This window comes from Paenibacillus sp. Mc5Re-14 (genome assembly GCF_001049835.1).
Taxonomy (GTDB): Bacteria; Bacillota; Bacilli; order Paenibacillales; family Paenibacillaceae; genus Paenibacillus; species Paenibacillus polymyxa_C.
This window is the reverse complement of the sequence record NZ_CVPD01000001.1, coordinates 2066571-2088212: the sequence shown is the minus strand read 5'-3', so window position 1 is coordinate 2088212 and position 21642 is coordinate 2066571. Positions and strand designations below refer to the sequence as shown.

The window sequence follows — 21642 nt, the reverse complement described above, 5'->3', positions numbered from 1 at the left end:
TAGGGATTTCAATCAACAGAGATAGTTAGATGAGCTGTTCATAATCACTTATATTTATAATTTTATTTTTCTTCAAATATCAATCTATGGAGTGAGAGGGAGAGCACATAGCTGGCCAAGGCGATGAGCGACTTGAGTGGCCTTGGCTACATCAGATTCGGTGAATGTTCTCACTTCACGGTTACCAACAAGTAGCACACCGTTTGGCAAGTCTCCTGTACTGGAAAAGGGGATGGCTACTGCAGAATGTAACTGTTCGGCCAGCATAAGCGCACATTCTTGACGTAAACGTATACTGCCTGATATTAAAGCGCTAACGGTTACGGTACGCCCCAGACGAACAGCCATCCCGGCAATCCCATGACCGACTTTAAAAGAGATAAGGCGATAGCGATTGTTTCGGCTGCCGGAGGCATAATACCAATGCAACTTACCCCCTGACCTGGACATAAATGCAAGTGCAGTGAGATCCCCATAAACATGATTTCGCAACTGGTTCAGTTCATTTCGCATTTCATCCGTTATTTGTAGCATAGAAGACACATCCTTTATCTTAACCAACTGTAGCTCTAATTTATTGTAATTCCGACAGGTACAAAAGTAATTCAGGGAACCCCCTGATCTATAGGCGCAGGAAACACTGACTTTTCATTAGACTGGGTAATCAATAAGAGGCGGGGCGATAAATGGGGCGTTAGATAATCCTGGAAGTGATATTTATCACTGCAAATCAGGGAGTAGGGAGGTGCAAAATCAGGTGTTCTCCCGATAACAACCCAGGAATTAAAACATTATGATAAAGATATCAGGTAAACACGAGGAGGACGCTAATATGCAAGCCACTTGTATGGAACGGTTTAGGGACGAAACGCAGCGCACGGGGATTCAGCTTTTTCTGACGGAAGAGCATTTTGAGCTGTTAAAAGATATCATGTCGTGGAAGAAGGTAAAGGCAGGCGTTATGCTTTTTCGAGAGGGTGATGATGCGGAGCAGCTTTATTATATACATTCGGGTCATGTTAAACTCCGTAAATCGACAGAAGACGGTAAAGAATTGATTCTGACTATTCAGCACCAAGGCGATTTGATCGGGGAGTTTAGTGGGATAGATGGGGAAGAGTATAGTTGTACTGCAGAAACAGCCGATGTGTGTGAGTTAGGTGTCGTGCTTGTTAAGGATCTGGAGTCACTCCTGTCTAAGAACGGGGAAATGGCGCTTCAGTTCATACAGTGGATGGCAATGAAGCAACGAATTATGCAATCACGGTTTCGGGACTTACTGTTGTATGGTAAAACAGGGGCACTAGCGTCTACACTGATCCGTGCAAGTAATACATGTGGTGTAGCTGTGAAGGATGGCATTTTACTGAACATGAAGCTAAGTCACTCCGAACTGGGCGAGATGATTGGAGCAACGCGCGAAAGTGTGAATCGGATGCTGAGCTCGCTAAAAGAGCAGAGAACCTTGGATACGAGAGACGGAAAAATCGTCATTCATGACCTGAAGGTGTTGCGTGCCATGTGCTGTTGTCCTTCGTATGGCCAATGTGCCCATGAGGTTTGTAGGTTATAAAATGATGAGCATCGTTAGGCGGGGGGCTAAAAGACTCCGTCTAATTGTAAGTCTTCTGACAATAAGCAAATAAAAGGAACGAGTATTATAAATATCAAAAAAATCGACGACGCGTTTAGCGGCAAATCAACGATATAGTTTTTTTTAAAAGTAGTACATGTTGAAATAGCTGACTATTAGCAAATAAAATTCAGATATTGGACATTTGTAAAATATTACAAGTTGTATTCTGTAGTTGAAAATGGTATATTATTTGAGCTGACAACAAAACAGCCGTTTCGAAAAAGAATAACTAGGGCGAAACAATCTTCGAAAAGAAGAGAAAAAATAACTCTTGCATTTTTGGGACGAACATGATATGATCTTATAGCTGCTGAAAAACGCAGCGAAAAAGAATTTGATCTTTGAAAACTGAACAACGAGTGAGTAAATTGATTTTGTTCGCAAAATCAACAATGAGATATTTTATCTCGTCAGTTTCAAAATGAGCTAATCGCTCTTTCTATAAACCAACTTCGGTTGGTCTTTAATGGAGAGTTTGATCCTGGCTCAGGACGAACGCTGGCGGCGTGCCTAATACATGCAAGTCGAGCGGGGTTATTTAGAAGCTTGCTTCTAAATAACCTAGCGGCGGACGGGTGAGTAACACGTAGGCAACCTGCCCACAAGACAGGGATAACTACCGGAAACGGTAGCTAATACCCGATACATCCTTTTCCTGCATGGGAGAAGGAGGAAAGACGGAGCAATCTGTCACTTGTGGATGGGCCTGCGGCGCATTAGCTAGTTGGTGGGGTAATGGCCTACCAAGGCGACGATGCGTAGCCGACCTGAGAGGGTGATCGGCCACACTGGGACTGAGACACGGCCCAGACTCCTACGGGAGGCAGCAGTAGGGAATCTTCCGCAATGGGCGAAAGCCTGACGGAGCAACGCCGCGTGAGTGATGAAGGTTTTCGGATCGTAAAGCTCTGTTGCCAGGGAAGAACGTCTTGTAGAGTAACTGCTACAAGAGTGACGGTACCTGAGAAGAAAGCCCCGGCTAACTACGTGCCAGCAGCCGCGGTAATACGTAGGGGGCAAGCGTTGTCCGGAATTATTGGGCGTAAAGCGCGCGCAGGCGGCTCTTTAAGTCTGGTGTTTAATCCCGAGGCTCAACTTCGGGTCGCACTGGAAACTGGAGAGCTTGAGTGCAGAAGAGGAGAGTGGAATTCCACGTGTAGCGGTGAAATGCGTAGAGATGTGGAGGAACACCAGTGGCGAAGGCGACTCTCTGGGCTGTAACTGACGCTGAGGCGCGAAAGCGTGGGGAGCAAACAGGATTAGATACCCTGGTAGTCCACGCCGTAAACGATGAATGCTAGGTGTTAGGGGTTTCGATACCCTTGGTGCCGAAGTTAACACATTAAGCATTCCGCCTGGGGAGTACGGTCGCAAGACTGAAACTCAAAGGAATTGACGGGGACCCGCACAAGCAGTGGAGTATGTGGTTTAATTCGAAGCAACGCGAAGAACCTTACCAGGTCTTGACATCCCTCTGACCGGTCTAGAGATAGGCCTTTCCTTCGGGACAGAGGAGACAGGTGGTGCATGGTTGTCGTCAGCTCGTGTCGTGAGATGTTGGGTTAAGTCCCGCAACGAGCGCAACCCTTATGCTTAGTTGCCAGCAGGTCAAGCTGGGCACTCTAAGCAGACTGCCGGTGACAAACCGGAGGAAGGTGGGGATGACGTCAAATCATCATGCCCCTTATGACCTGGGCTACACACGTACTACAATGGCCGGTACAACGGGAAGCGAAGCCGCGAGGTGGAGCCAATCCTAGAAAAGCCGGTCTCAGTTCGGATTGTAGGCTGCAACTCGCCTACATGAAGTCGGAATTGCTAGTAATCGCGGATCAGCATGCCGCGGTGAATACGTTCCCGGGTCTTGTACACACCGCCCGTCACACCACGAGAGTTTACAACACCCGAAGTCGGTGAGGTAACCGCAAGGAGCCAGCCGCCGAAGGTGGGGTAGATGATTGGGGTGAAGTCGTAACAAGGTAGCCGTATCGGAAGGTGCGGCTGGATCACCTCCTTTCTATGGAGAATCGTTTCCTGCAATGGAAACATTCAAATATGAAGCATAAGCTTCAAACTTACTCACTCGTTGCTCAGTTTTGAGAGTTCAAACTCTCAAATTGCACCTTGAAAACTGGATACCGAAACGAAATTGCGTTTTAGAATATTCCTTTAAGCTGATCTTGTGTAAACAAGTGAAATAAAGGTAGCATATTGTATTTACAATGTAGATACTAGGTTAAGCTACAAAGAGCACACGGAGGATGCCTAGGCGCCAGGAGCCGACGAAGGACGTGGCGAACAACGATAAAGCCTCGGGGAGCTGTAAGCAAGCTTTGATCCGGGGATGTCCGAATGGGGAAACCCGGCTGTCTTCATCGACAGTCACTACTCACTGAATTCATAGGTGAGTGAGAGGCAGACCAGGGGAACTGAAACATCTAAGTACCCTGAGGAAGAGAAAACAATAGTGATTCCGTCAGTAGCGGCGAGCGAACGCGGATTAGCCCAAACCAAGGAGCTTGCTCCTTGGGGTTGTGGGACGTCTCACATGGAGTTACAAAGGAACCGGTTAGATGAAGAGGTCTGGAAAGGCCCGCCAGAGAAGGTAAAAGCCCTGTAGTTCAAAACTTGTTCCCTCCGAGACGGATCCCGAGTAGTGCGGGGCACGTGAAACCCCGTATGAATCCGGCAGGACCATCTGCCAAGGCTAAATACTCCCTGGCGACCGATAGTGAAGCAGTACCGTGAGGGAAAGGTGAAAAGCACCCCGGAAGGGGAGTGAAATAGATCCTGAAACCGTGTGCTTACAAGAAGTCAGAGCCCATTTTAGGGGTGATGGCGTGCCTTTTGTAGAATGAACCGGCGAGTTACGTTCCCGTGCAAGGTTAAGGTGAAGAGCTGAAGCCGCAGCGAAAGCGAGTCTGAATAGGGCGAATGAGTACGTGGACGTAGACCCGAAACCGGGTGATCTACCCCTGTCCAGGGTGAAGGTGCGGTAACACGCACTGGAGGCCCGAACCCACGCATGTTGAAAAATGCGGGGATGAGGTGGGGGTAGCGGAGAAATTCCAATCGAACCCGGAGATAGCTGGTTCTCCCCGAAATAGCTTTAGGGCTAGCCTCGGAAAGAAGAATCGTGGAGGTAGAGCACTGATTGGGTGCGGGGCCCGCAAGGGTTACCAAGCTCAGTCAAACTCCGAATGCCATGGATTTAGTTCCGGGAGTCAGACAGTGAGTGCTAAGATCCATTGTCGAAAGGGAAACAGCCCAGACCATCAGCTAAGGTCCCCAAGTGTGTGTTAAGTGGGAAAGGATGTGGAGTTGCACAGACAACCAGGATGTTGGCTTAGAAGCAGCCACCATTGAAAGAGTGCGTAATAGCTCACTGGTCGAGTGACTCTGCGCCGAAAATGTAACGGGGCTAAACACACCACCGAAGCTATGGCTTGATGCTTTGCATCAGGGGTAGGGGAGCGTTGAATGCGGGTTGAAGGTGTACCGGAAGGAGCGCTGGACTGCATTCAAGTGAGAATGCCGGTATGAGTAACGAAAAGATCTGTGAGAATCAGATCCGCCGAAAGCCTAAGGGTTCCTGAGGAAGGTTCGTCCGCTCAGGGTAAGTCGGGACCTAAGGCGAGGCCGATAGGCGTAGTCGAAGGACAACAGGTAGAAATTCCTGTACCACCGTAATCCGCTATGAGCGATGGGGTGACGCAGTAGGGTAGTGACGCGGACTGATGGATGTCCGTCTAAGCAGTGAGGCTGATGTGTAGGCAAATCCGCACATCGTTAAGGCTGGGCTGTGATGGGGAGCGAAAATTGTAGTAGCGAAGGTCATGATCTCAGACTGCCAAGAAAAGCCTCTAGCCAGGAGAAGGTGCCCGTACCGCAAACCGACACAGGTAGGCGAGAAGAGAATTCTAAGGCGCGCGGAAGAACTCTCGTTAAGGAACTCGGCAAAATGACCCCGTAACTTCGGGAGAAGGGGTGCCTCGGTAGGGTGAATAGCCCGAGGGGGCCGCAGTGAAAAGGCCCAAGCGACTGTTTAGCAAAAACACAGGTCTGTGCGAAGCCGCAAGGCGAAGTATACGGGCTGACGCCTGCCCGGTGCTGGAAGGTTAAGGGGAGTGGTAAGCTCTTCGGGGCGAAGCTATGAACCGAAGCCCCAGTAAACGGCGGCCGTAACTATAACGGTCCTAAGGTAGCGAAATTCCTTGTCAGGTAAATTCTGACCCGCACGAATGGCGTAACGACTTGGGCGCTGTCTCAACGAGAGATCCGGTGAAATTTTAATACCTGTGAAGATGCAGGTTACCCGCGACAAGACGGAAAGACCCCATGGAGCTTTACTGCAGCTTGATATTGAATTTGGGTACGATCTGTACAGGATAGGTGGGAGCCGTAGAACTTTGAGCGCCAGCTTGAAGGGAGGCATCCTTGGGATACCACCCTGATCGTATCTAGGTTCTAACTTGGTACCGTGATCCGGTGCGAGGACAGTGTCAGGTGGGCAGTTTGACTGGGGCGGTCGCCTCCTAAAGAGTAACGGAGGCGCCCCAAGGTTCCCTCAGAATGGTTGGAAATCATTCGAAGAGTGCAAAGGCAGAAGGGAGCTTGACTGCGAGACCTACAAGTCGAGCAGGGACGAAAGTCGGGCTTAGTGATCCGGTGGTACCGCATGGAAGGGCCATCGCTCAACGGATAAAAGCTACCCTGGGGATAACAGGCTTATCTCCCCCAAGAGTCCACATCGACGGGGAGGTTTGGCACCTCGATGTCGGCTCATCGCATCCTGGGGCTGAAGTAGGTCCCAAGGGTTGGGCTGTTCGCCCATTAAAGCGGTACGCGAGCTGGGTTCAGAACGTCGTGAGACAGTTCGGTCCCTATCTGTCGTGGGCGTAGGAAATTTGAGAGGAGCTGTCCTTAGTACGAGAGGACCGGGATGGACGTACCGCTGGTGTACCAGTTGTTCCGCCAGGAGCACCGCTGGGTAGCTATGTACGGAAGGGATAAGCGCTGAAAGCATCTAAGCGTGAAGCCCCCCTCAAGATGAGATTTCCCAATTCGTAAGACCCCTTGAAGACGACGAGGTAGATAGGTTGGGGGTGGAAGTGCAGTAATGCATGGAGCTGACCAATACTAATCGGTCGAGGGCTTATCCTAAAGATAAGACGCAAGGAAGTTTCGGATCCAGTTTTCAGGGTGTAACCTTGAAGTTAGAATTTGCGAGGCAAATTCATGTTTGGTGGCGATAGCGGAGGGGTTCCACACGTACCCATCCCGAACACGACCGTTAAGCCCTCCAGCGCCGATGGTACTTGGACCGCAGGGTCCTGGGAGAGTAGGACGTTGCCAAGCACAAAAAAAAGAGCACAGCCTTAATGGCTGTGTTCTTTTTGTATATCCGATTCATTTTATCGTTCACATGAAGGGCTCATGACATGCCTTTGGTTAAAAGCACTACAATATTCTGGTTGTCCTTGTATAGTGCTGCCTGACGTGCTGTTTCAACTGACATCCAGCACTGGGCGATGTTAATCTATTTCAACCTGTTCTGCCTGGAGGGCACTTAAGGCTTGAAGTTTACGGGTAATTTCCTTTTGCCACTTTGTATCTCCGACTTGTACGGCAAGATTGAGAAGATCCAAATAATCATCGATATGCAGGGAGGTTTTACTAAAAGCTTCTTTCACTGCGGTCCTGCCTCCTTTAAAGTCTATGTGTATTTATTATTTAATAATGATAATCATTATCAAACTATGATCTTATTCATATTATGCCTGTCTTCTAGATAAATTGCAAGTTATGATATGAATGAATTTTGAAGCACGCAAATGAGGGCTTAAAAAAACAAACCCTTCTCCTTAAGTTCACGCATTGTTCACGTCTTTTCTATGGAACATAATGAAAAGAACAAGCGGGCATTGAGTGTCCACCGACTAGGAGGATAAATTGCGCAATGCTTCAACCAGAGGAGGAATAGGAACATGAGCAGAATAAAGATGAAAGCGTTTGCTGTTGTGGCGGCGGGCGCCTTGGCATTGACGCTGGCAGCTTGTAATAACGGACAGAGCGTAGGTCCGGGAAATTCAGGGGAAAAGGGTGGAGGCAATGTAACGAAGGATGTGACGATTACTTTTCAAAACATCAATCCTGATCCGAGCACCCCTTCGTACAAAATGATTAAGCAGATTGTAAGTCAATACGAGCAGGATCATCCTCATGTCAAAATTGAATTGGATTCGTTAAATACAGATCAGCAAAAGCTCAAGCTAAAAACACAAGCAGCAGCGAAGGAAGTACCGGATATTACGATTGTAAATCCGGCTGCACAGATGAAGCCATTCGTAGATGCCGGGCTATTGGCACCATTAAATGATGTAGCTGATAAAGAGGGGTTAAAAGATACGTTTCAGGATGGTCTTCTTAATTACTATAGCTTCGATGATAAGCTTTATGCTTTTCCGGATGGTAACAATATAGAAGTGGTCTTTTACAACAAAGAGCTGTTCGAGCAAGCGGGAATTCAAAAGTTGCCGACTACCTTTGATGAGCTGATTACGACGGTCAAGACACTAAAAGCGAAGGGAATTACTCCAATTGCTATTGGGGAAAAGGATTCATGGACCGGTTCCCTCCTTTTTATGAATATTCTGTTGCGTACGAATGAAGGACCAAACTTCCTCAATGATGTGCTGGATGGCAAAAAGACGTTTAACGACCCGGCTTTTGTGGAAGCTGTGGATGCGTTCCAGGAATTGGTGCAGGCTGGGGCTTTCCCGGATGGAGCCACATCTATTGACTATAATGCAGGCGGTAATATTTTTAAAACAGGAAAAGCTGCGATGTATATCATGGGCACTTGGGAAACAGGTTCTATTGATGCTTCCCCGGTAGCGGGTAAGGTCGGAGCGTTTCAGTTCCCTACGGTGAATGGCAAAGGGAATGTAAATGAGTATGTCATCGCGCCAGGTAGCGCGTTTGCGGTATCTGCGAATAGTGAACATTTACAGGAGACGAAGGACTTTCTGCACTATTTTATTACAGAGATGCCCAAGATTCAGTTTGATCTGAAAAATGCAATTGGCAGTGGTCAGAAAATGAAAGGCGATCTGAAGGAAGCTGGTTATTCCGAATTAGCCATTAGTCTCAATGAGCTGTTCAAAAATGTAAAAGGAGGAGACCTCGCTTTTGATAATACGATGAATCCGGCTATTGCGCAGGCGCATCTAAGTAGCATTCAAAACCTGTTTGTGCAACAAGAAGACTCTGCGCAAGTTGCGAAGGAACACCAGAACACTTTTGAAGCCAATAAATAAGTGAGGATTTTGCAAAAATCCTGAAGTAGCGGACTCTAGGGGAGGGAGCGAAAGTACCCTTCCCTGATTCGGAATCACATATGGTTAAGCATCCCCAGAAGATACTCCGAATCAACACAAAGGAGATTAGAGCATGAATGTACTGAAGGTGCCGGCACGCACGATTGCCGTTTTCGTGCTGCCCTGCCTGTTGCTGTATACCTGTATGGTATTTGTTCCGATTCTGGTATCTGTGTATTGCGGGTTGCTAGATTGGAACGGAATTGCAGAGGCGAAGTTTGTGGGGCTAGCTAATTTCAAACGAATTTTTACAGCCGATCCAGTGTTCTGGCCGTCCGTGAAGCGGACGATGATGTTCGCTGTATTTTCCATGCTGGAAATTCCACTCTGTCTGCTGCTGGCGATTTTACTCAATCGTTATGTGCGTAAGGCAAATACATTGGTAACGATGTATTTTCTGCCGGTCATTCTATCGGTGGTCATTATCGGGCAGTTGTGGAAAACGATCTATAATCCGGCCTCGATGGGTGGGATGCTGAACGGTATTTTGATGGCGGTCGGGCTGGAAAGCTGGACACGCTCTTGGCTGACGGAACCGCAGATAGCGATGTATGCTCTATATTTTGTATCGTTGTGGCAATATTTTGGCTACCATTTGCTTATCCAGTTTACCGGTGTACAAAATATACCCAATGAGCTGTATGAAGCAGCTAAAATTGATGGGGCAGAAGGATTCAAAGCAGACCGTTACATTACGTTGCCACTCATTGTGCCTATTTTCAAAATATCTATTGTATTAGCCTTTATCGGGTCCTTGCAATCGTTTGATTTGATCTGGGTGATGACGGGTGGAGGACCGGCCCATGCGACGGATACAGTATCCACGTATATGTACAATATGTCCTTTTTATCTATGAAAAACGGGTATGGCAGTGCATTGGCTTCGTTTCTCGTAGTAATCTGCTTGTCATTTACAATTGTGATAAATTTTGTTTTCAAACGGATCGAAAATAAGGTAAGCTAAAGGAGATGGGACTGTTGAACGCCTTGAAAAAAACGGGAGTCTTCTCCCTGTTGGCTGTCTTAGTGGTCACGCAGCTGTATCCACTCTTTTGGTTGTTGACCTATTCGTTGAAGACGAATGAAGAGATATTAAGTTCAAGCTTCTTTGCACTCCCTCAAGTGCCCCAGTGGCACAACTATCAGGAAGCCTATGAATCAGGGAGCTACTTGCGTTATTTAGGAAACAGTGTGCTGGTGACTGGGGTTACGATGATATTCGTCATTGTATTAAGCTCGATGACTGCTTATGCAATTACACGTTTTCGCTGGCGTTTCGGGGCTGTTGTACTGACGTTGTTTTTGGTCGGGATGATGATCCCCATGCAAGCTACACTGCTACCGCTGATGGTGATGTTTAAAAACGTCCATATTCTGAATACGTATTTCTCGCTGATTTTACCCTACATTGCTTTTCAGACACCGATTGCGGTCTTCATCCTATCCGGCTTTATGCGGTCCATTCCCCACGAAATTGAAGAATCCGCCTACATTGACGGAGCGAGCATTTATCGTATCTTCCGCAGTGTAATCTTACCCATCTCGATTCCGCCTATCATGACAGTGTGTATTTTAACTTTCATTAATATCTGGAATGAATACATTATGGCTGCCACCTTTATCTCGTCCGAAAAGCTAAAAACTCTCCCTTTCGGCGTTTATACGTTTGTCAGCCAGTATTCTGTGAACTACGGCAATATTGGTGCTTTTCTAGTTATGGGAGCCTTACCGGTCATTATTATTTATTTTGTCCTGTCCGAAAAAATCACCAAGGGCATGGTTGCAGGAGCGGTTAAAGGATAGGCGGCCGATGCGAAAGGAGCGCACGGAGGTATGATGCGCCGTTTTCAATCCATTCAATACCGCTTGTTTGTTCTGTTCCTATTGAGCATGTCCAGCATTGTGCTGGCGGTCAGTCTATTATTTTACAACCGTACTACAGTGCAGTTCCATGATAAGATCAGCGAGCTTGCACGTAAAAATGTATCTCAGACAGCAGGACTGTTCGAATTGCTGCTCGACAGCTATAACAGTCTTTCCAAGTCGATCAGCAACAATATGGATTTGGTTCGTCTGTTGACGACAGATCATAGTGATTTACCTGCTGTCAATTACATCAATGAACGTACGATTACGAATATCCTTGGAGCCATTTACTATTCGCGGGAGGATCTAATCGGCATTCATGTCATCACAGACACAGGCAAGGTATACAATTATGGCAATTATATGAATGTCATTGATACTCATTACGAGCATACGGAATGGTACAGGGAAATTCGAAGATCGGCGGGCAAAATTGCATGGTTGGGTGTTTATCCTCACTCTGTCATCGACCAAGTGGAAACCAGACCTGTGTTTGCATTCGGACGGCAGCTCTATGATCTGGATGAACACAAGCCGATTGGTATTGTTCTGTTTGAGGCTGAACCACGTTCAGTATTGTCCGCTCTCCACAATTTGCGGCTGAGCACTAATAGTCAGGTATATCTGTTGGGCCATGAAAATCGAATTGTATCGGCTACTTCTTCTGATCCGCCACCAGATTTGCGAAATCTACAGCAACAGGTCCCGGAGGAGGATGTAATTGTAGATCGGAATAATGAGAAAGTTGTAATCGCTTCCAAACTTCCGTTTGCCGATTGGTCGGTGATTAGTGTGACACCCAGTGAGGATCTGAACGTGGAACTGGCGCAAAATCAAAGATACTTATTTATCGTGGCACCTATACTCATTATGGTGTCAGCGCTAATTGCGTCCATCGTCTCTAGGAGCATCTCCCATCCGCTCAAACGAGTTATTCGGGAAATGAAACGGGTAGAGACAGGCAATTTTCGTCACACGGTAAACATCGAATCCTATGAAGAAATCAACCAGTTGGCCACTTCTTTCAACCATATGGTAAGACAGATTGCAGAACTGATTGAGTTAGTGCGTATATCATCGGTCAGCGAAAAAAATGCGGAGCTGCACGCTCTACAGACGCAGGTTAATCCACATTTTCTGTACAATACGCTGGATATGATCTATTGGATGCTGGATGAAAAGGGACAGGATCAGCTCGGTGAGGTGGTTCTCTCCTTATCCCATATGTTCCGTTACAGCAGTCACTGGGAAGAGGGAGCCGATGTAAGTCTTCGAGAAGAAGTAGAGCAAGTCGGCCACTACCTCACCATTATCCAAGCTCGGCTGGAGGGCAGGGTATCTGTTGACGTCAACATTGAGGAACAATGGCTGGATATCCGTTTGCCCAAAATGACCTTACAGCCGTTAATTGAAAATGCGGTGAAACACGGGCTGGAGCCTCTTCATGCAGATACAGGTGGCAAACTGCTCGTCAGAGCGGAGGAGTATGGCGGTGTATTGAGTCTGCATATCATAGACAATGGTGTAGGGATGGAATATGAACGATGGGAGGTGGTCCAGGTCGCTTTGGCAGAACCCGGCAAACAGGCGGGCAGCGGGCAGGCGGGAGGCATCGGCCTGCAAAACCTAAATTTACGGCTACGGCACATGTTCGGAGAAGAGTACGGCCTACGGATCTCCAGCACACCAGGGGCCGGAACGACAGTCACTGTAAGTGTGCCTCTGCCACAGAAGGAGGAGAAACATGAATATTCTGATAGCTGACGATGAAAATATGATTCGACAGGGGATTCGGCGCACTATTGGCCAAGCTCTACCAACCTGCGGCATTCATCTCGCTGCTTCCACCGAGGAAGCAGCAGGCATTCTGGCGGAGCATCCTGTGGATATTGTATTGACTGATATCCTGATGCCCGGTATGGATGGTCTGGAGTTCATGCGTATTTCCAAGCGAAAGCATCCTCATCTGCAGTGGGTTGTCATTTCGGCCCATTCCGACTTCCAATATGCGCAAAGAGCAGTAAAGCTGGGTGCCAAAGACTACCTGTTAAAGCCAATCGGCAAAAAGAAGCTACTGGAATGCATTGAAATGTTAGCAGCCGAAGCGCTCGTGGCCTCGCAACAGGCGAACGAGGGCAGGCTTCTTAAATCCAATATGGTTTATTTACGTGAAGCTGTTTTCCAACGTTATGCACTCGGATTGGATACGGGGAAGCTGGATATACAGCCTTTCGTCGAGAATTATCCAGAATTCCATCTTTTTATGGTTCGCATGGAACCTGATCACAAGCAGACACATTTGGAGCATTTTATGATTGAAAATGTACTGTCTGAGCTCATTGAGGCTGGAGGCAGCGGTTTTGTCGTCAGTCTAGACCGCCATAGTCTGCTGGGGATTGCAAGGCTAAGGGATGAAGCAGAGGCTGCACGGTTAGAGATGTTGCTTGAATCCCATTTAAAGCGTTATGTCAGAGTGCCTCTGCAAATTACACGTTCAGGTGTCCATCACAATTTCTCATCCATACCTGAAGAGGTGGCGCGACTAAGACGAACGCCAGAGGAGATTGCAGCCGCAGCAGCGGATACAGGAGAATGTCTCCGCAAGGGCATGCATACAGTTGATGTAGCATTGCAGTATATTCGGGCTCACTTTACAGAGGAGCTGTCACTGGAAAAAGTGGCCTCAATCGTATTTTTAAATCCAGTATATTTCAGCCAGCTATTCAAGCAAAAGACGGGACAAGGGTATAAGGATTACGTCATTTCCTTGCGTATGGAAGAGGCGAAGCGGCTACTAAATGATCCTCATCTGCGGCTGGCTGATATTTCCGAGCGGATCGGCTATCAAGATATGAGGCATTTTACACAGGTGTTTCGGCGCAAATGTGGAATGACTCCGACCGAGTATCGGCATCAAGGAGTTAAATAAGTTGGTATCAACGACCGAATGAAGGAAGTTCATCCAGCATCAGACTGTTTCAGGAGTAGAGCGGTAGAGCATCTACTCGGGAACAGTCTTTTTCGTGTCTCCAGCTTGTAGCAGTTCAACAAATTTGCGAGCTGCATTGGATAAATAACGATCCTTGCGCCATACGACGGCAGGCTGTGTGAAGGGGAATGGCTCCTTAATGGAGAGTGTGCGAAATCTGTCCCCGTATTCTTGTCCCAAGCCAGCGTCTGGAATAATGGTAATTCCCATGCCTGTGGAAACGAGCGAGAGAATGGTCGATATTTCTGGACAGTCCAATACGACGCGCGGAATAAGATGGTGTTCCTGAAATTTGCGGATGACGGTTTCGTATAGTCCGTGTCCTTCTGTTCGGCGTCCCAACAAGAGGTCATAGCTGGCAGCTTCCTGTAATGTAATTTCCCCACTGGGATGGCGATCTGCCCATTCACACGGAAGAACCGCAACAAAAGAAACGCCCTCCAGTTCAATCGTATGGTACGATTTGTCGTCTACCGGAAGCAGCAGCAGGGCCAGATCGACTTTATTTTGATGCAGCAGCTCTTCCAGATGATGTGTGTCTCCGTGTCCTATTTTAACGTATACCTCTGGATAAACCTGATGAAAGTGACTGAGTTGTTCAGTAATCAGAGACATACAGGCGGATGACGTGCCTATGGCAAGTGTGCCGGTTACTCTGTTTTCAAACTCCCCAATTTCTCTACAGGTGTCCTCCATTTCAGCCAATAATCGTTTGGCGCGTGTATACAGTGTATATCCGGCCTCGGTAACTTCCCACTTCTTTCCTTCACGGTAAATCAGCTTTACACCAAGCTCGTCCTCCATATTTTTGAGTTGTTGACTCAGTGGAGGTTGGGCCATGTTGAGCGTTCTGGCGGCCTTGGTGATTTGCCCTTCCTCCACGATGACGCAAAAGTAATGCAGATGCTTCAAGTCCATTGGGGATTCCTCCTCATTTCTAAACAACGCTCCGATTTGAATACTTTTAAAGTATGCATTACATATATTATATATATTTTTCGTGTGCAGGGAACGGGCGTATAATTTTTGACAGTAATGCATGGGTGAACATAAAACGATGGGGTGGAAGGAGGGGACATATGAAGAAAATCATTGTAGGAATATCGGGAGCGACAGGGTCAATCTTTGGTATCCGTATATTGCAACAATTACGGGAGGCTGGAGTCCAAAGCCATCTGGTGCTATCCCCGTGGGCTATTGCCAACATTCCCTATGAGACAGGCTACACGGTGAAGGAAGTGGAGGCAATGGCGGATGCAGTCTACTCGTATAAGGATCAGGCCGCACGTATTTCTAGCGGCTCCTTCCGGGTAGATGGTATGGTCGTCGCTCCTTGCAGTATGAAGACTCTTGCCTCTATTCGTATCGGTATGGCGGACAACCTGCTTACCCGATCAGCGGATGTGATACTGAAGGAGCGAAAGAAGCTGCTGCTCATGACCAGAGAAACACCATTAAGCAGTATCCATCTGGAAAATATGCTGGAGCTGTCACGTATGGGCGTGATGATCCTGCCGCCGATGCCTGCCTTTTATAATCATCCTGCAAGTATCGAGGAATTAGTGGATCATATTGTTTTTCGCGCATTGGATCAGTTCGGTATTGTCACAACCGCAGCCAAACGCTGGGATGGGATGAAGCAGAATGACTCCAGGCTGCACCAGAATTGAGAAATCGAAAGACGAAGGAGAATGAATGATGGCTTATAAAGACTTTCGCGATTTTCTACACACCTTGGAAAAGGAGGGACAATTACTCACGATCAGCGATGAGGTAAAGCCGGAGCCGGACCTCGCAGCAGCTAACAGAGCATTAAACAATCTTGGAGATAAGACGCCTGCTCTCTTTTTCAACAACATCTATGGATATACGGATGCTCGTATTGCAATGAATGTGATGGGCTCCTGGCCCAATCATGCCCTCATGATGGGAATGCCCAAAAATACGCCGCTCAAGGAGCAGTTTTTTGAATTTGCCAGACGCTATGAACAATTTCCGGTGCCCGTGAAGCGGGAAGACGCCGCTCCTTTTCATGAAGTCGAGATTACGGAGAATATTAATTTGTTTGATATTTTGCCGTTGTTTCGTTTGAATCAGGGGGACGGAGGGTTTTATTTGGATAAAGCAATTCTAATTTCACGCGATCTGGATGACCCGGACACCTACGGTAAGCAAAATGTCGGCTTATACCGGATGCAGGTGAAAGGCAAGAACCGTTTGGGCATCCAGCCTGTACCACAGCATGATATTGCGATCCATATCCGTCAGGCTGAGGAGCGTGGCGAAAATCTGAAGGTGGCTATTGCCCTCGGATGTGAGCCTGTGATTACAACGGCTGCTTCTACGCCGCTGCTGTACGATCAATCCGAATATGAGATGGCGGGCGCCATTCAGGGTGAGCCTTATCGTGTGGTCAAAGCGAAGGATGCAGACCTGGATCTGCCTTGGGGAGCCGAGGTCATTTTGGAAGGCGAAGTGTTAGCAGGTGAACGTGAGTATGAAGGTCCATTCGGTGAATTCACAGGTCACTATTCCGGCGGTCGCGCGATGCCAGTCATTCAGATTAATCGTGTATATCACCGCAAACAGCCTATCTTTGAGCATCTGTACATCGGGATGCCTTGGACGGAAACGGATTATATGATCGGTGTGAATACAAGTGTACCGTTGTTTCAGCAGCTTAAGGATGCTTTTCCTAATGAAATCGTAGCTGTTAATGCCATGTATACGCATGGGCTGGTCGCTATTATTTCCACGAAAACCCGGTATGGCGGCTTTGCGAAGGCTGTGGGAATGCGTGCGTTAACGACTCCGCATGGATTGGGGTATTGCAAGCTGGTGATTGTGGTGGATGAGAAGGTCGATCCGTTCAATCTGCCGCAAGTCATGTGGGCTTTATCCACCAAGCTTCATCCAAAGCATGATGCTGTCATTGTTCCTGGCTTGTCTATTTTACCGCTTGACCCCGGCTCTGATCCGGCAGGTATGACGCACAAAATGATACTGGATGCGACGACACCTGTAGCACCGGATATTAGAGGCCATTACTCGCAGCCGCTCGATTCCCCGCTGGGTGTAGCGGAATGGGAGAAAAAGTTGAGTCAAATGCTTCGCTAAATATTTTTAAAAACAAAGAAAGATTAAAGGAGTGCTGACAGATGCATATTTGTCCCCGTTGTGAGTCCAATCGTTCAGAAGTCGTTTCCCATTCGCCGGTTAAAGGTGCCTGGGAGGTTTTGTTGTGCCCTGTATGCCTGTTCACATGGCGAACCTCAGAACCGGATAGCATTACTGATCCAGCAAAGTATAAATCGGCGTTCAAGGTAAACCCCCAAGATATTCCGGATGCTGCTCATGTTCCTCCTATTCCAGAGCGGATATAGGGTCGTTCGTAAGTAGCCGTAAATTATGGTATTTTGAAGTTATAGGCCAAATGTAAAGGGGATTATACTTCATGCAGACGCCAAGGATCGATAAGGAGCTGTTCACGCTGCTGAACGGCAAGGAGTTGGAGCACAAGCAACAAGAAGCAATGATGCTGTTGACGGTTACAGAAGATCAGTGGCCGCACATAGCGATGATTAGTGTGGGCGAGGTTGTAGCGCTGGACGAGGGGAATTTGCGTCTGGCCCTATGGCCGGGTACGACCACGACAGGCAACATGATCCGTACTGGGAAGGCAACGCTTGCGGTGTTCACCGGGGGAAAGGCGCATTATGTGCGGTTGTCGCTGAAACATCTGCCTGCTTTACCCGGAGCCAAGCATGTACGTGAGCGATTTGCGGCCCATGTTTTTGCAGCCAGAGAAGATTCGGCTCAATATGCGGATATCTTGACAGGTGTCACAATTCGCCTCAAGGAGCCGGAATCGGTGATCAATCGCTGGAAAGAGACGGTGGCAGAGTTGTTGGTATAAAGCTATCTGATTATGACAAATCATCTTTGTAATTACCAAGTTTACCGTTAAAATAGATGCAAGGGAATAAGCGCTTACAAGGAGTCAGGTTGAGCTTGTTGGAACAGGAATTAGAGCGTGAGGGGAAGCTTGTTTCTTTTGAAGGAAAATAGGAGGGATGAAAATGTCTCGTTTTGACAAGGTAGATCAGCTATTGCAACGATTCTTAGCAAATGGGCCGGCAGGGTGTGGTTGTGCCATTGCACAAAATGGTCAAGTGTTGTATGAAGGGTATCATGGATATGCTGATGTGGAAACTCGGAAACCGATTACTGAAGATACCGTGTATCGCTTGTTTTCTATGACAAAGGTCGTTGTATGTGCGGCTGCACTTATGCTATACGAACGCGGACAATTTTTATTGAATGAGCCTTTGTATGAATATTTACCTGAGTATCGTAATTCGTATGTATTCAAAACTGCTCCTAACGGACACACCTACATTGATAAGGCGGATAACCCTATTTTGATTAAGCATATATTCAATATGAGTGCAGGAATTCCGTATGCTTCTGAGTTTTCAGAAACAGGAAAAGCTATGCATAAGGTCATTACAGCATTAAAGGAGAAGCAGGGGAAATATGACCTGCGCACAGAAATTAAAGCGCTTTCTGAAGTTCCGCTTGCATTTGAACCAGGAACACGATGGTTATACGGATATGGCCATGATCTTGTTGCTGGTCTTATTGAAGTCATTTCAGGTAAATCATTAGGGCAATTTTTGAAGGATGAAATCTTTGATCCGCTTGGAATGAACAATACAGGTTACCGTTATCGTGGAGATATTGAATCGCGGATGGCTTCCATGTATCAACGGACAGACGCCGGAAAACTTGAAAAAATTGAGGGTTTCCTGGATGAATATCATCAGCCAGATGCTATATATGAAGGTGGAGGCGCAGGTTTATATTCGACAGTCAAAGATTACCTCACATTTTCACAAATGATGTCAAATGGCGGCACGGTAAACGGTGTGAACTTATTGGGGAGAAAAACCATTGATTTAATGCGTACAAATCATCTGAATACAGCTCAACTATCGGATTTCACCAATTCATACCATACAGGTTATGGCTATGGACTGGGTGTACGCACGTTAATGGATAAAGCGGCTGGGCATGCAAACAGCTCGATTGGAGAATTTGGCTGGACGGGAATGGCAGGCACCTGGGTTTCTATAGATCCGAGCGAACAGTTCTCCGTCGTTTATATGCATCAGCTTGATCCCAATATGGAAGAGTACCACCATTTAAGAATTCGTGCAGCAGCTTACAGCTGTCTGTAAAAGTACCGATTCTAGTTAATAAGGACCAAATTTTCTCTAAAGTCTAAACTATTCTTTTCCATATGACGACATAAAACGTAGGTGTAGGGATTTTGCGAAATCCTTAATTTTTAGCTTTGAAATGGGAGGGAATTAGATTTTGAAGAATAGATGGTCCGGTTTTCTGGCGTTGGTCATCCTGATTTCAAGTTTTACATCATATGCAGGGTTTGCATCTGCAGCAGAAGCAGTGCTTTCCAAGATTGTCCTTTCGTCTAACGAGGTAACTTTGCAACAGGGGGATACAGCTGCATTGACGGCTACGGCCGTTTTTAGCGATGGGACAACTTCGAATGTAACCGTAAGCACGGATTGGAAAAGTGATAATACAGCTATCGCTACGGTGTATAACGGTACGGTTTCAGCCAAAGCTGAAGGGGAAGCGACCGTGATTGCGACCTATAAGGAGAAGGTACAATCAGTTCAGGTACATGTAACGAAAAAGGTTAAGGCGCTGACATCCAGTGTACAAAGCCTGAGCCTGCGTTCAAGCGGCACAGGACAGATTGATCTGACAGCGACTTACAGTGATAATACAACAGCTCAGGTTTCAGGTGATGCGACCTGGACTTCGGATAATCAGAAGGTAGCGACTGTAGTCAACGGATTAGTTACTGCTCAGGGAGCAGGTTCAGCTAATATTAAGGCTGTATATGGACAACAGACCGTAACGATTGCTGTACAGGTAGAGCAGGTTAAACGGCTGGATGCCAGTACATCAGAGGTTTCTCTTTTGTTAAAAGATACGGAGAAGGTTAAATTGACAGCCACGTTCCCGGATGGATCGACTCAGGATGTTACAGAGTCTGCCGAGTGGAGCTCCAGCAATACAGCCGTGGCAGATGTTCTGAAAGGCACTATTACCGGCTATAGCACAGGGAAGGCGACAATCACAGGTAAATATGGCACGATGTCCGCTACGATTGCGGTGGATGTGGATCAGACGAATAAGCTGAAAGCCAGCGAAACCAATATTTTTCTCCGTTTGGATGAATCAAAAAAAATACAGGTATCTGCTGTGTACCCGGATGGTACGGTAACAGATATCACAGATAAAGCTGCTTGGACATCAAGCGATGAAAAAATTGCAACAGTGAATAAAGGAACGATTATGGCCATTGGAGCGGGGTCGGCTACAGTGACCGCTAAGTACGGAGATAAGACGGTTTCGATCAAGACAGATGTTGAAACCTCTAGATTTCTGGATTTAAGCGAGGACAAGCTTAGCTTGAATGCTAAGGAATCCAAAAAGCTCAAGCTGACCGCAACCTATGTAACAGGGACGGAAGAAGATATCACAAGTAAAGCAGAGTGGAAGTCCAGTAATGAAGATATCGCTTTTGTCAGCGGGGGAGAAGTCACAGGTTATAAAACAGGTGAGGCAACGATCACAGCTTCTTATGGCGGCAAAACAGCCACAGCTACCGTATCCGTAAACGTACCTGGTGATCTATCTTTGTCCTCTAAAACGGCAACGATAGATATTAATGAGGACTATACTGCGACTCTGACGGCTACTTATGCGGACGGGCGTAAGGAAGATGTTACAAAGGATGCAGAATGGACTTCAAGTGCGGAAGATATTGCTTCTGTGTCCAAGGGAACGATTACGGGTAAAGCGGCCGGTAAAGCGGTTATTACAGCAACCTATAACGGCAAAAAACTGACGATAAACGTACAAGTGGGCCTTGTAGACCGTTTGGAAACAGACTCGCGCGTAATTGCACTCGGTGCTCAGGAAACGAAGCAACTGAAAGTAACAGGCGTTAAGAGTGGCGGTACAAAAACAGACGTAACCAAGGACGCCACTTGGACTACTAGCAATGTAAAAGTAGTTGAAGTTAGCGAAGGTTTGATCAAAGCTAATGCTAGCGGTAAGGCAACGATCACTGCTTCATATGGCAAGCAAACCATTACATTTACGGTAGAAGTAGACGTAGCACAAAAGATTGAAGCGGATGCCATTACGTTATCACTGAAATCCGGGGATCAAAAAACGATTGCGATTGTGGTTAAATCCAGTGATGGTAAAGAAAAGGATGTTACAACCCAAGCTGAATGGAAAACGTCCAACTACAGGGTAGCCACCGTCAAAAAAGGTCAGGTTACCGCGATCAGCTACGGTAAAGCTAACATTCAGGCGAAGTTCGGCGGTAAGGTGATCAGCGTGCCTGTTGATGTTGATACGCTTAAATATCTGCAAACGGACGAAGTCGCCTTGACTTTGAAGGCAGGGCAGCTGGCTAAGGTTACGGCTACAGCCACGTATAAGGATGAGTCGGAGAAGGATGTTTCCAAGCCGGCTGTCTGGTCCTCATCCAGAATTATCGTTGCGACCGTCAAAGACGGTAACATTAAAGCACAGGGTAAGGGAAAAGCTGTAATTACAGTAAAATATGCTGGTAAAATGACGAAGGTACAGGTAACCGTTCAGTAATCTGTAACCGACTGAAAAGAAAAAGAGCAAGCATACGTCTAGGGACGGCATGCTTG

The 21642-nt window shown here is 47.1% G+C and carries 15 protein-coding genes and 3 rRNA genes; 15 read left to right on the top strand and 3 right to left on the bottom strand.

The window, feature by feature from the left end; all coding sequences use genetic code 11:
* Window positions 1–84: 84 nt before the first annotated feature.
* On the bottom strand, window positions 85–534 hold the full coding sequence (locus BN1546_RS09480) for a GAF domain-containing protein (protein WP_090737267.1): 450 nt from the start codon (window positions 532–534) through the stop codon (window positions 85–87).
* A gap of 298 nt (window positions 535–832) precedes the next feature.
* Here BN1546_RS09480 and BN1546_RS09475 point away from each other — a divergent pair, with 298 nt between their 5' ends.
* The 4 genes from BN1546_RS09475 to rrf all read left to right on the top strand — a co-directional run bounded on the left by BN1546_RS09475 (window position 833) and on the right by rrf (window position 6994).
* Window positions 833–1573 carry a Crp/Fnr family transcriptional regulator gene (locus BN1546_RS09475; protein WP_090737266.1) on the top strand — a complete coding sequence of 247 codons (741 nt, stop codon included), beginning with the start codon at window positions 833–835 and terminating at the stop codon, window positions 1571–1573.
* A 526-nt stretch (window positions 1574–2099) separates the two neighbouring features.
* Window positions 2100–3653: ribosomal RNA gene (locus BN1546_RS09470) — 16S ribosomal RNA — on the top strand.
* A gap of 217 nt (window positions 3654–3870) precedes the next feature.
* Window positions 3871–6799: ribosomal RNA gene (locus BN1546_RS09465) — 23S ribosomal RNA — on the top strand.
* A gap of 78 nt (window positions 6800–6877) precedes the next feature.
* A 5S ribosomal RNA gene (gene rrf, locus BN1546_RS09460) occupies window positions 6878–6994 on the top strand.
* Together the 16S, 23S and 5S rRNA genes form the textbook arrangement of a ribosomal RNA operon.
* A gap of 176 nt (window positions 6995–7170) precedes the next feature.
* Here the strand turns inward: rrf and BN1546_RS27275 are convergent.
* Window positions 7171–7329, bottom strand: a complete 159-nt coding sequence (locus BN1546_RS27275) for a hypothetical protein (protein ID WP_013369026.1) — start codon at window positions 7327–7329, stop codon at window positions 7171–7173.
* Window positions 7330–7623: 294 nt separating this feature from the next.
* Between BN1546_RS27275 and BN1546_RS09455 the strand changes: the two genes are divergently transcribed.
* The 5 genes from BN1546_RS09455 (at window position 7624) to BN1546_RS09435 (ending at window position 13810) form a co-directional block, all read left to right on the top strand.
* The gene (locus BN1546_RS09455) at window positions 7624–8955 is read left to right on the top strand and encodes an extracellular solute-binding protein (protein ID WP_090737264.1); all 1332 of its coding nucleotides are present in this window, start codon (window positions 7624–7626) and stop codon (window positions 8953–8955) included.
* Window positions 8956–9088: 133 nt separating this feature from the next.
* Window positions 9089–9979, top strand: a complete 891-nt coding sequence (locus BN1546_RS09450; protein ID WP_090737262.1) for a carbohydrate ABC transporter permease — start codon at window positions 9089–9091, stop codon at window positions 9977–9979.
* Between the two features lie 14 nt (window positions 9980–9993).
* Window positions 9994–10818, top strand: a complete 825-nt coding sequence (locus BN1546_RS09445) for a carbohydrate ABC transporter permease (RefSeq protein ID WP_090737260.1) — start codon at window positions 9994–9996, stop codon at window positions 10816–10818.
* 30 nt (window positions 10819–10848) lie between these two features.
* Window positions 10849–12645: a sensor histidine kinase gene (locus BN1546_RS09440; RefSeq protein ID WP_025675766.1), complete on the top strand. Its 1797-nt coding sequence runs from the start codon at window positions 10849–10851 to the stop codon at window positions 12643–12645.
* Complete coding sequence (locus tag BN1546_RS09435) at window positions 12626–13810, top strand: response regulator (protein ID WP_013369031.1); 1185 nt, start codon at window positions 12626–12628, stop codon at window positions 13808–13810. Before BN1546_RS09440 ends, BN1546_RS09435 begins: the two co-directional genes overlap by 20 nt.
* Before the next feature lie 72 nt (window positions 13811–13882).
* Here the strand turns inward: BN1546_RS09435 and BN1546_RS09430 are convergent, their stop codons facing one another.
* Window positions 13883–14788: a LysR family transcriptional regulator gene (locus BN1546_RS09430; protein ID WP_016818877.1), complete on the bottom strand. Its 906-nt coding sequence runs from the start codon at window positions 14786–14788 to the stop codon at window positions 13883–13885.
* A gap of 161 nt (window positions 14789–14949) precedes the next feature.
* On the opposite strand from BN1546_RS09430, the gene BN1546_RS09425 reads away from it, so the two are divergent.
* The 6 genes from BN1546_RS09425 (at window position 14950) to BN1546_RS09400 (ending at window position 21586) form a co-directional block, all read left to right on the top strand.
* A complete protein-coding gene (locus BN1546_RS09425; protein WP_013369033.1) occupies window positions 14950–15540 on the top strand; it encodes a flavin prenyltransferase UbiX in 591 nt (196 codons plus the stop codon).
* Between the two features lie 28 nt (window positions 15541–15568).
* Window positions 15569–16987: a non-oxidative hydroxyarylic acid decarboxylases subunit C gene (locus BN1546_RS09420; protein WP_090737258.1), complete on the top strand. Its 1419-nt coding sequence runs from the start codon at window positions 15569–15571 to the stop codon at window positions 16985–16987.
* Window positions 16988–17028: 41 nt separating this feature from the next.
* Window positions 17029–17253: a non-oxidative hydroxyarylic acid decarboxylases subunit D gene (locus BN1546_RS09415; RefSeq protein WP_016818874.1), complete on the top strand. Its 225-nt coding sequence runs from the start codon at window positions 17029–17031 to the stop codon at window positions 17251–17253.
* A gap of 71 nt (window positions 17254–17324) precedes the next feature.
* Window positions 17325–17786, top strand: coding sequence for a pyridoxamine 5'-phosphate oxidase family protein (locus BN1546_RS09410; RefSeq protein WP_025675771.1), 462 nt, complete (start codon window positions 17325–17327; stop codon window positions 17784–17786).
* Window positions 17787–17949: 163 nt separating this feature from the next.
* A complete protein-coding gene (locus BN1546_RS09405; protein WP_025675772.1) occupies window positions 17950–19110 on the top strand; it encodes a serine hydrolase domain-containing protein in 1161 nt (386 codons plus the stop codon).
* Between the two features lie 139 nt (window positions 19111–19249).
* Window positions 19250–21586 (top strand): Ig-like domain-containing protein, encoded by a 2337-nt coding sequence (locus BN1546_RS09400; RefSeq protein WP_090737256.1) that lies wholly within the window; start codon window positions 19250–19252, stop codon window positions 21584–21586.
* Window positions 21587–21642: the final 56 nt, after the last annotated feature.

Coding starts and splice junctions, on each gene's coding strand:
- BN1546_RS09480 (WP_090737267.1), bottom strand. CDS start 534: ATGCTACAAATAACGGATGAAATGCGAAATGAACTGAACCAGTTGCGA.
- BN1546_RS09420 (WP_090737258.1), top strand. CDS start 15,569: ATGGCTTATAAAGACTTTCGCGATTTTCTACACACCTTGGAAAAGGAG.
- BN1546_RS09475 (WP_090737266.1), top strand. CDS start 833: ATGCAAGCCACTTGTATGGAACGGTTTAGGGACGAAACGCAGCGCACG.
- BN1546_RS09430 (WP_016818877.1), bottom strand. CDS start 14,788: ATGGACTTGAAGCATCTGCATTACTTTTGCGTCATCGTGGAGGAAGGG.
- BN1546_RS09410 (WP_025675771.1), top strand. CDS start 17,325: ATGCAGACGCCAAGGATCGATAAGGAGCTGTTCACGCTGCTGAACGGC.
- BN1546_RS09415 (WP_016818874.1), top strand. CDS start 17,029: ATGCATATTTGTCCCCGTTGTGAGTCCAATCGTTCAGAAGTCGTTTCC.
- BN1546_RS09440 (WP_025675766.1), top strand. CDS start 10,849: ATGATGCGCCGTTTTCAATCCATTCAATACCGCTTGTTTGTTCTGTTC.
- BN1546_RS09455 (WP_090737264.1), top strand. CDS start 7,624: ATGAGCAGAATAAAGATGAAAGCGTTTGCTGTTGTGGCGGCGGGCGCC.
- BN1546_RS09450 (WP_090737262.1), top strand. CDS start 9,089: ATGAATGTACTGAAGGTGCCGGCACGCACGATTGCCGTTTTCGTGCTG.
- BN1546_RS09435 (WP_013369031.1), top strand. CDS start 12,626: ATGAATATTCTGATAGCTGACGATGAAAATATGATTCGACAGGGGATT.
- BN1546_RS09425 (WP_013369033.1), top strand. CDS start 14,950: ATGAAGAAAATCATTGTAGGAATATCGGGAGCGACAGGGTCAATCTTT.
- BN1546_RS09405 (WP_025675772.1), top strand. CDS start 17,950: ATGTCTCGTTTTGACAAGGTAGATCAGCTATTGCAACGATTCTTAGCA.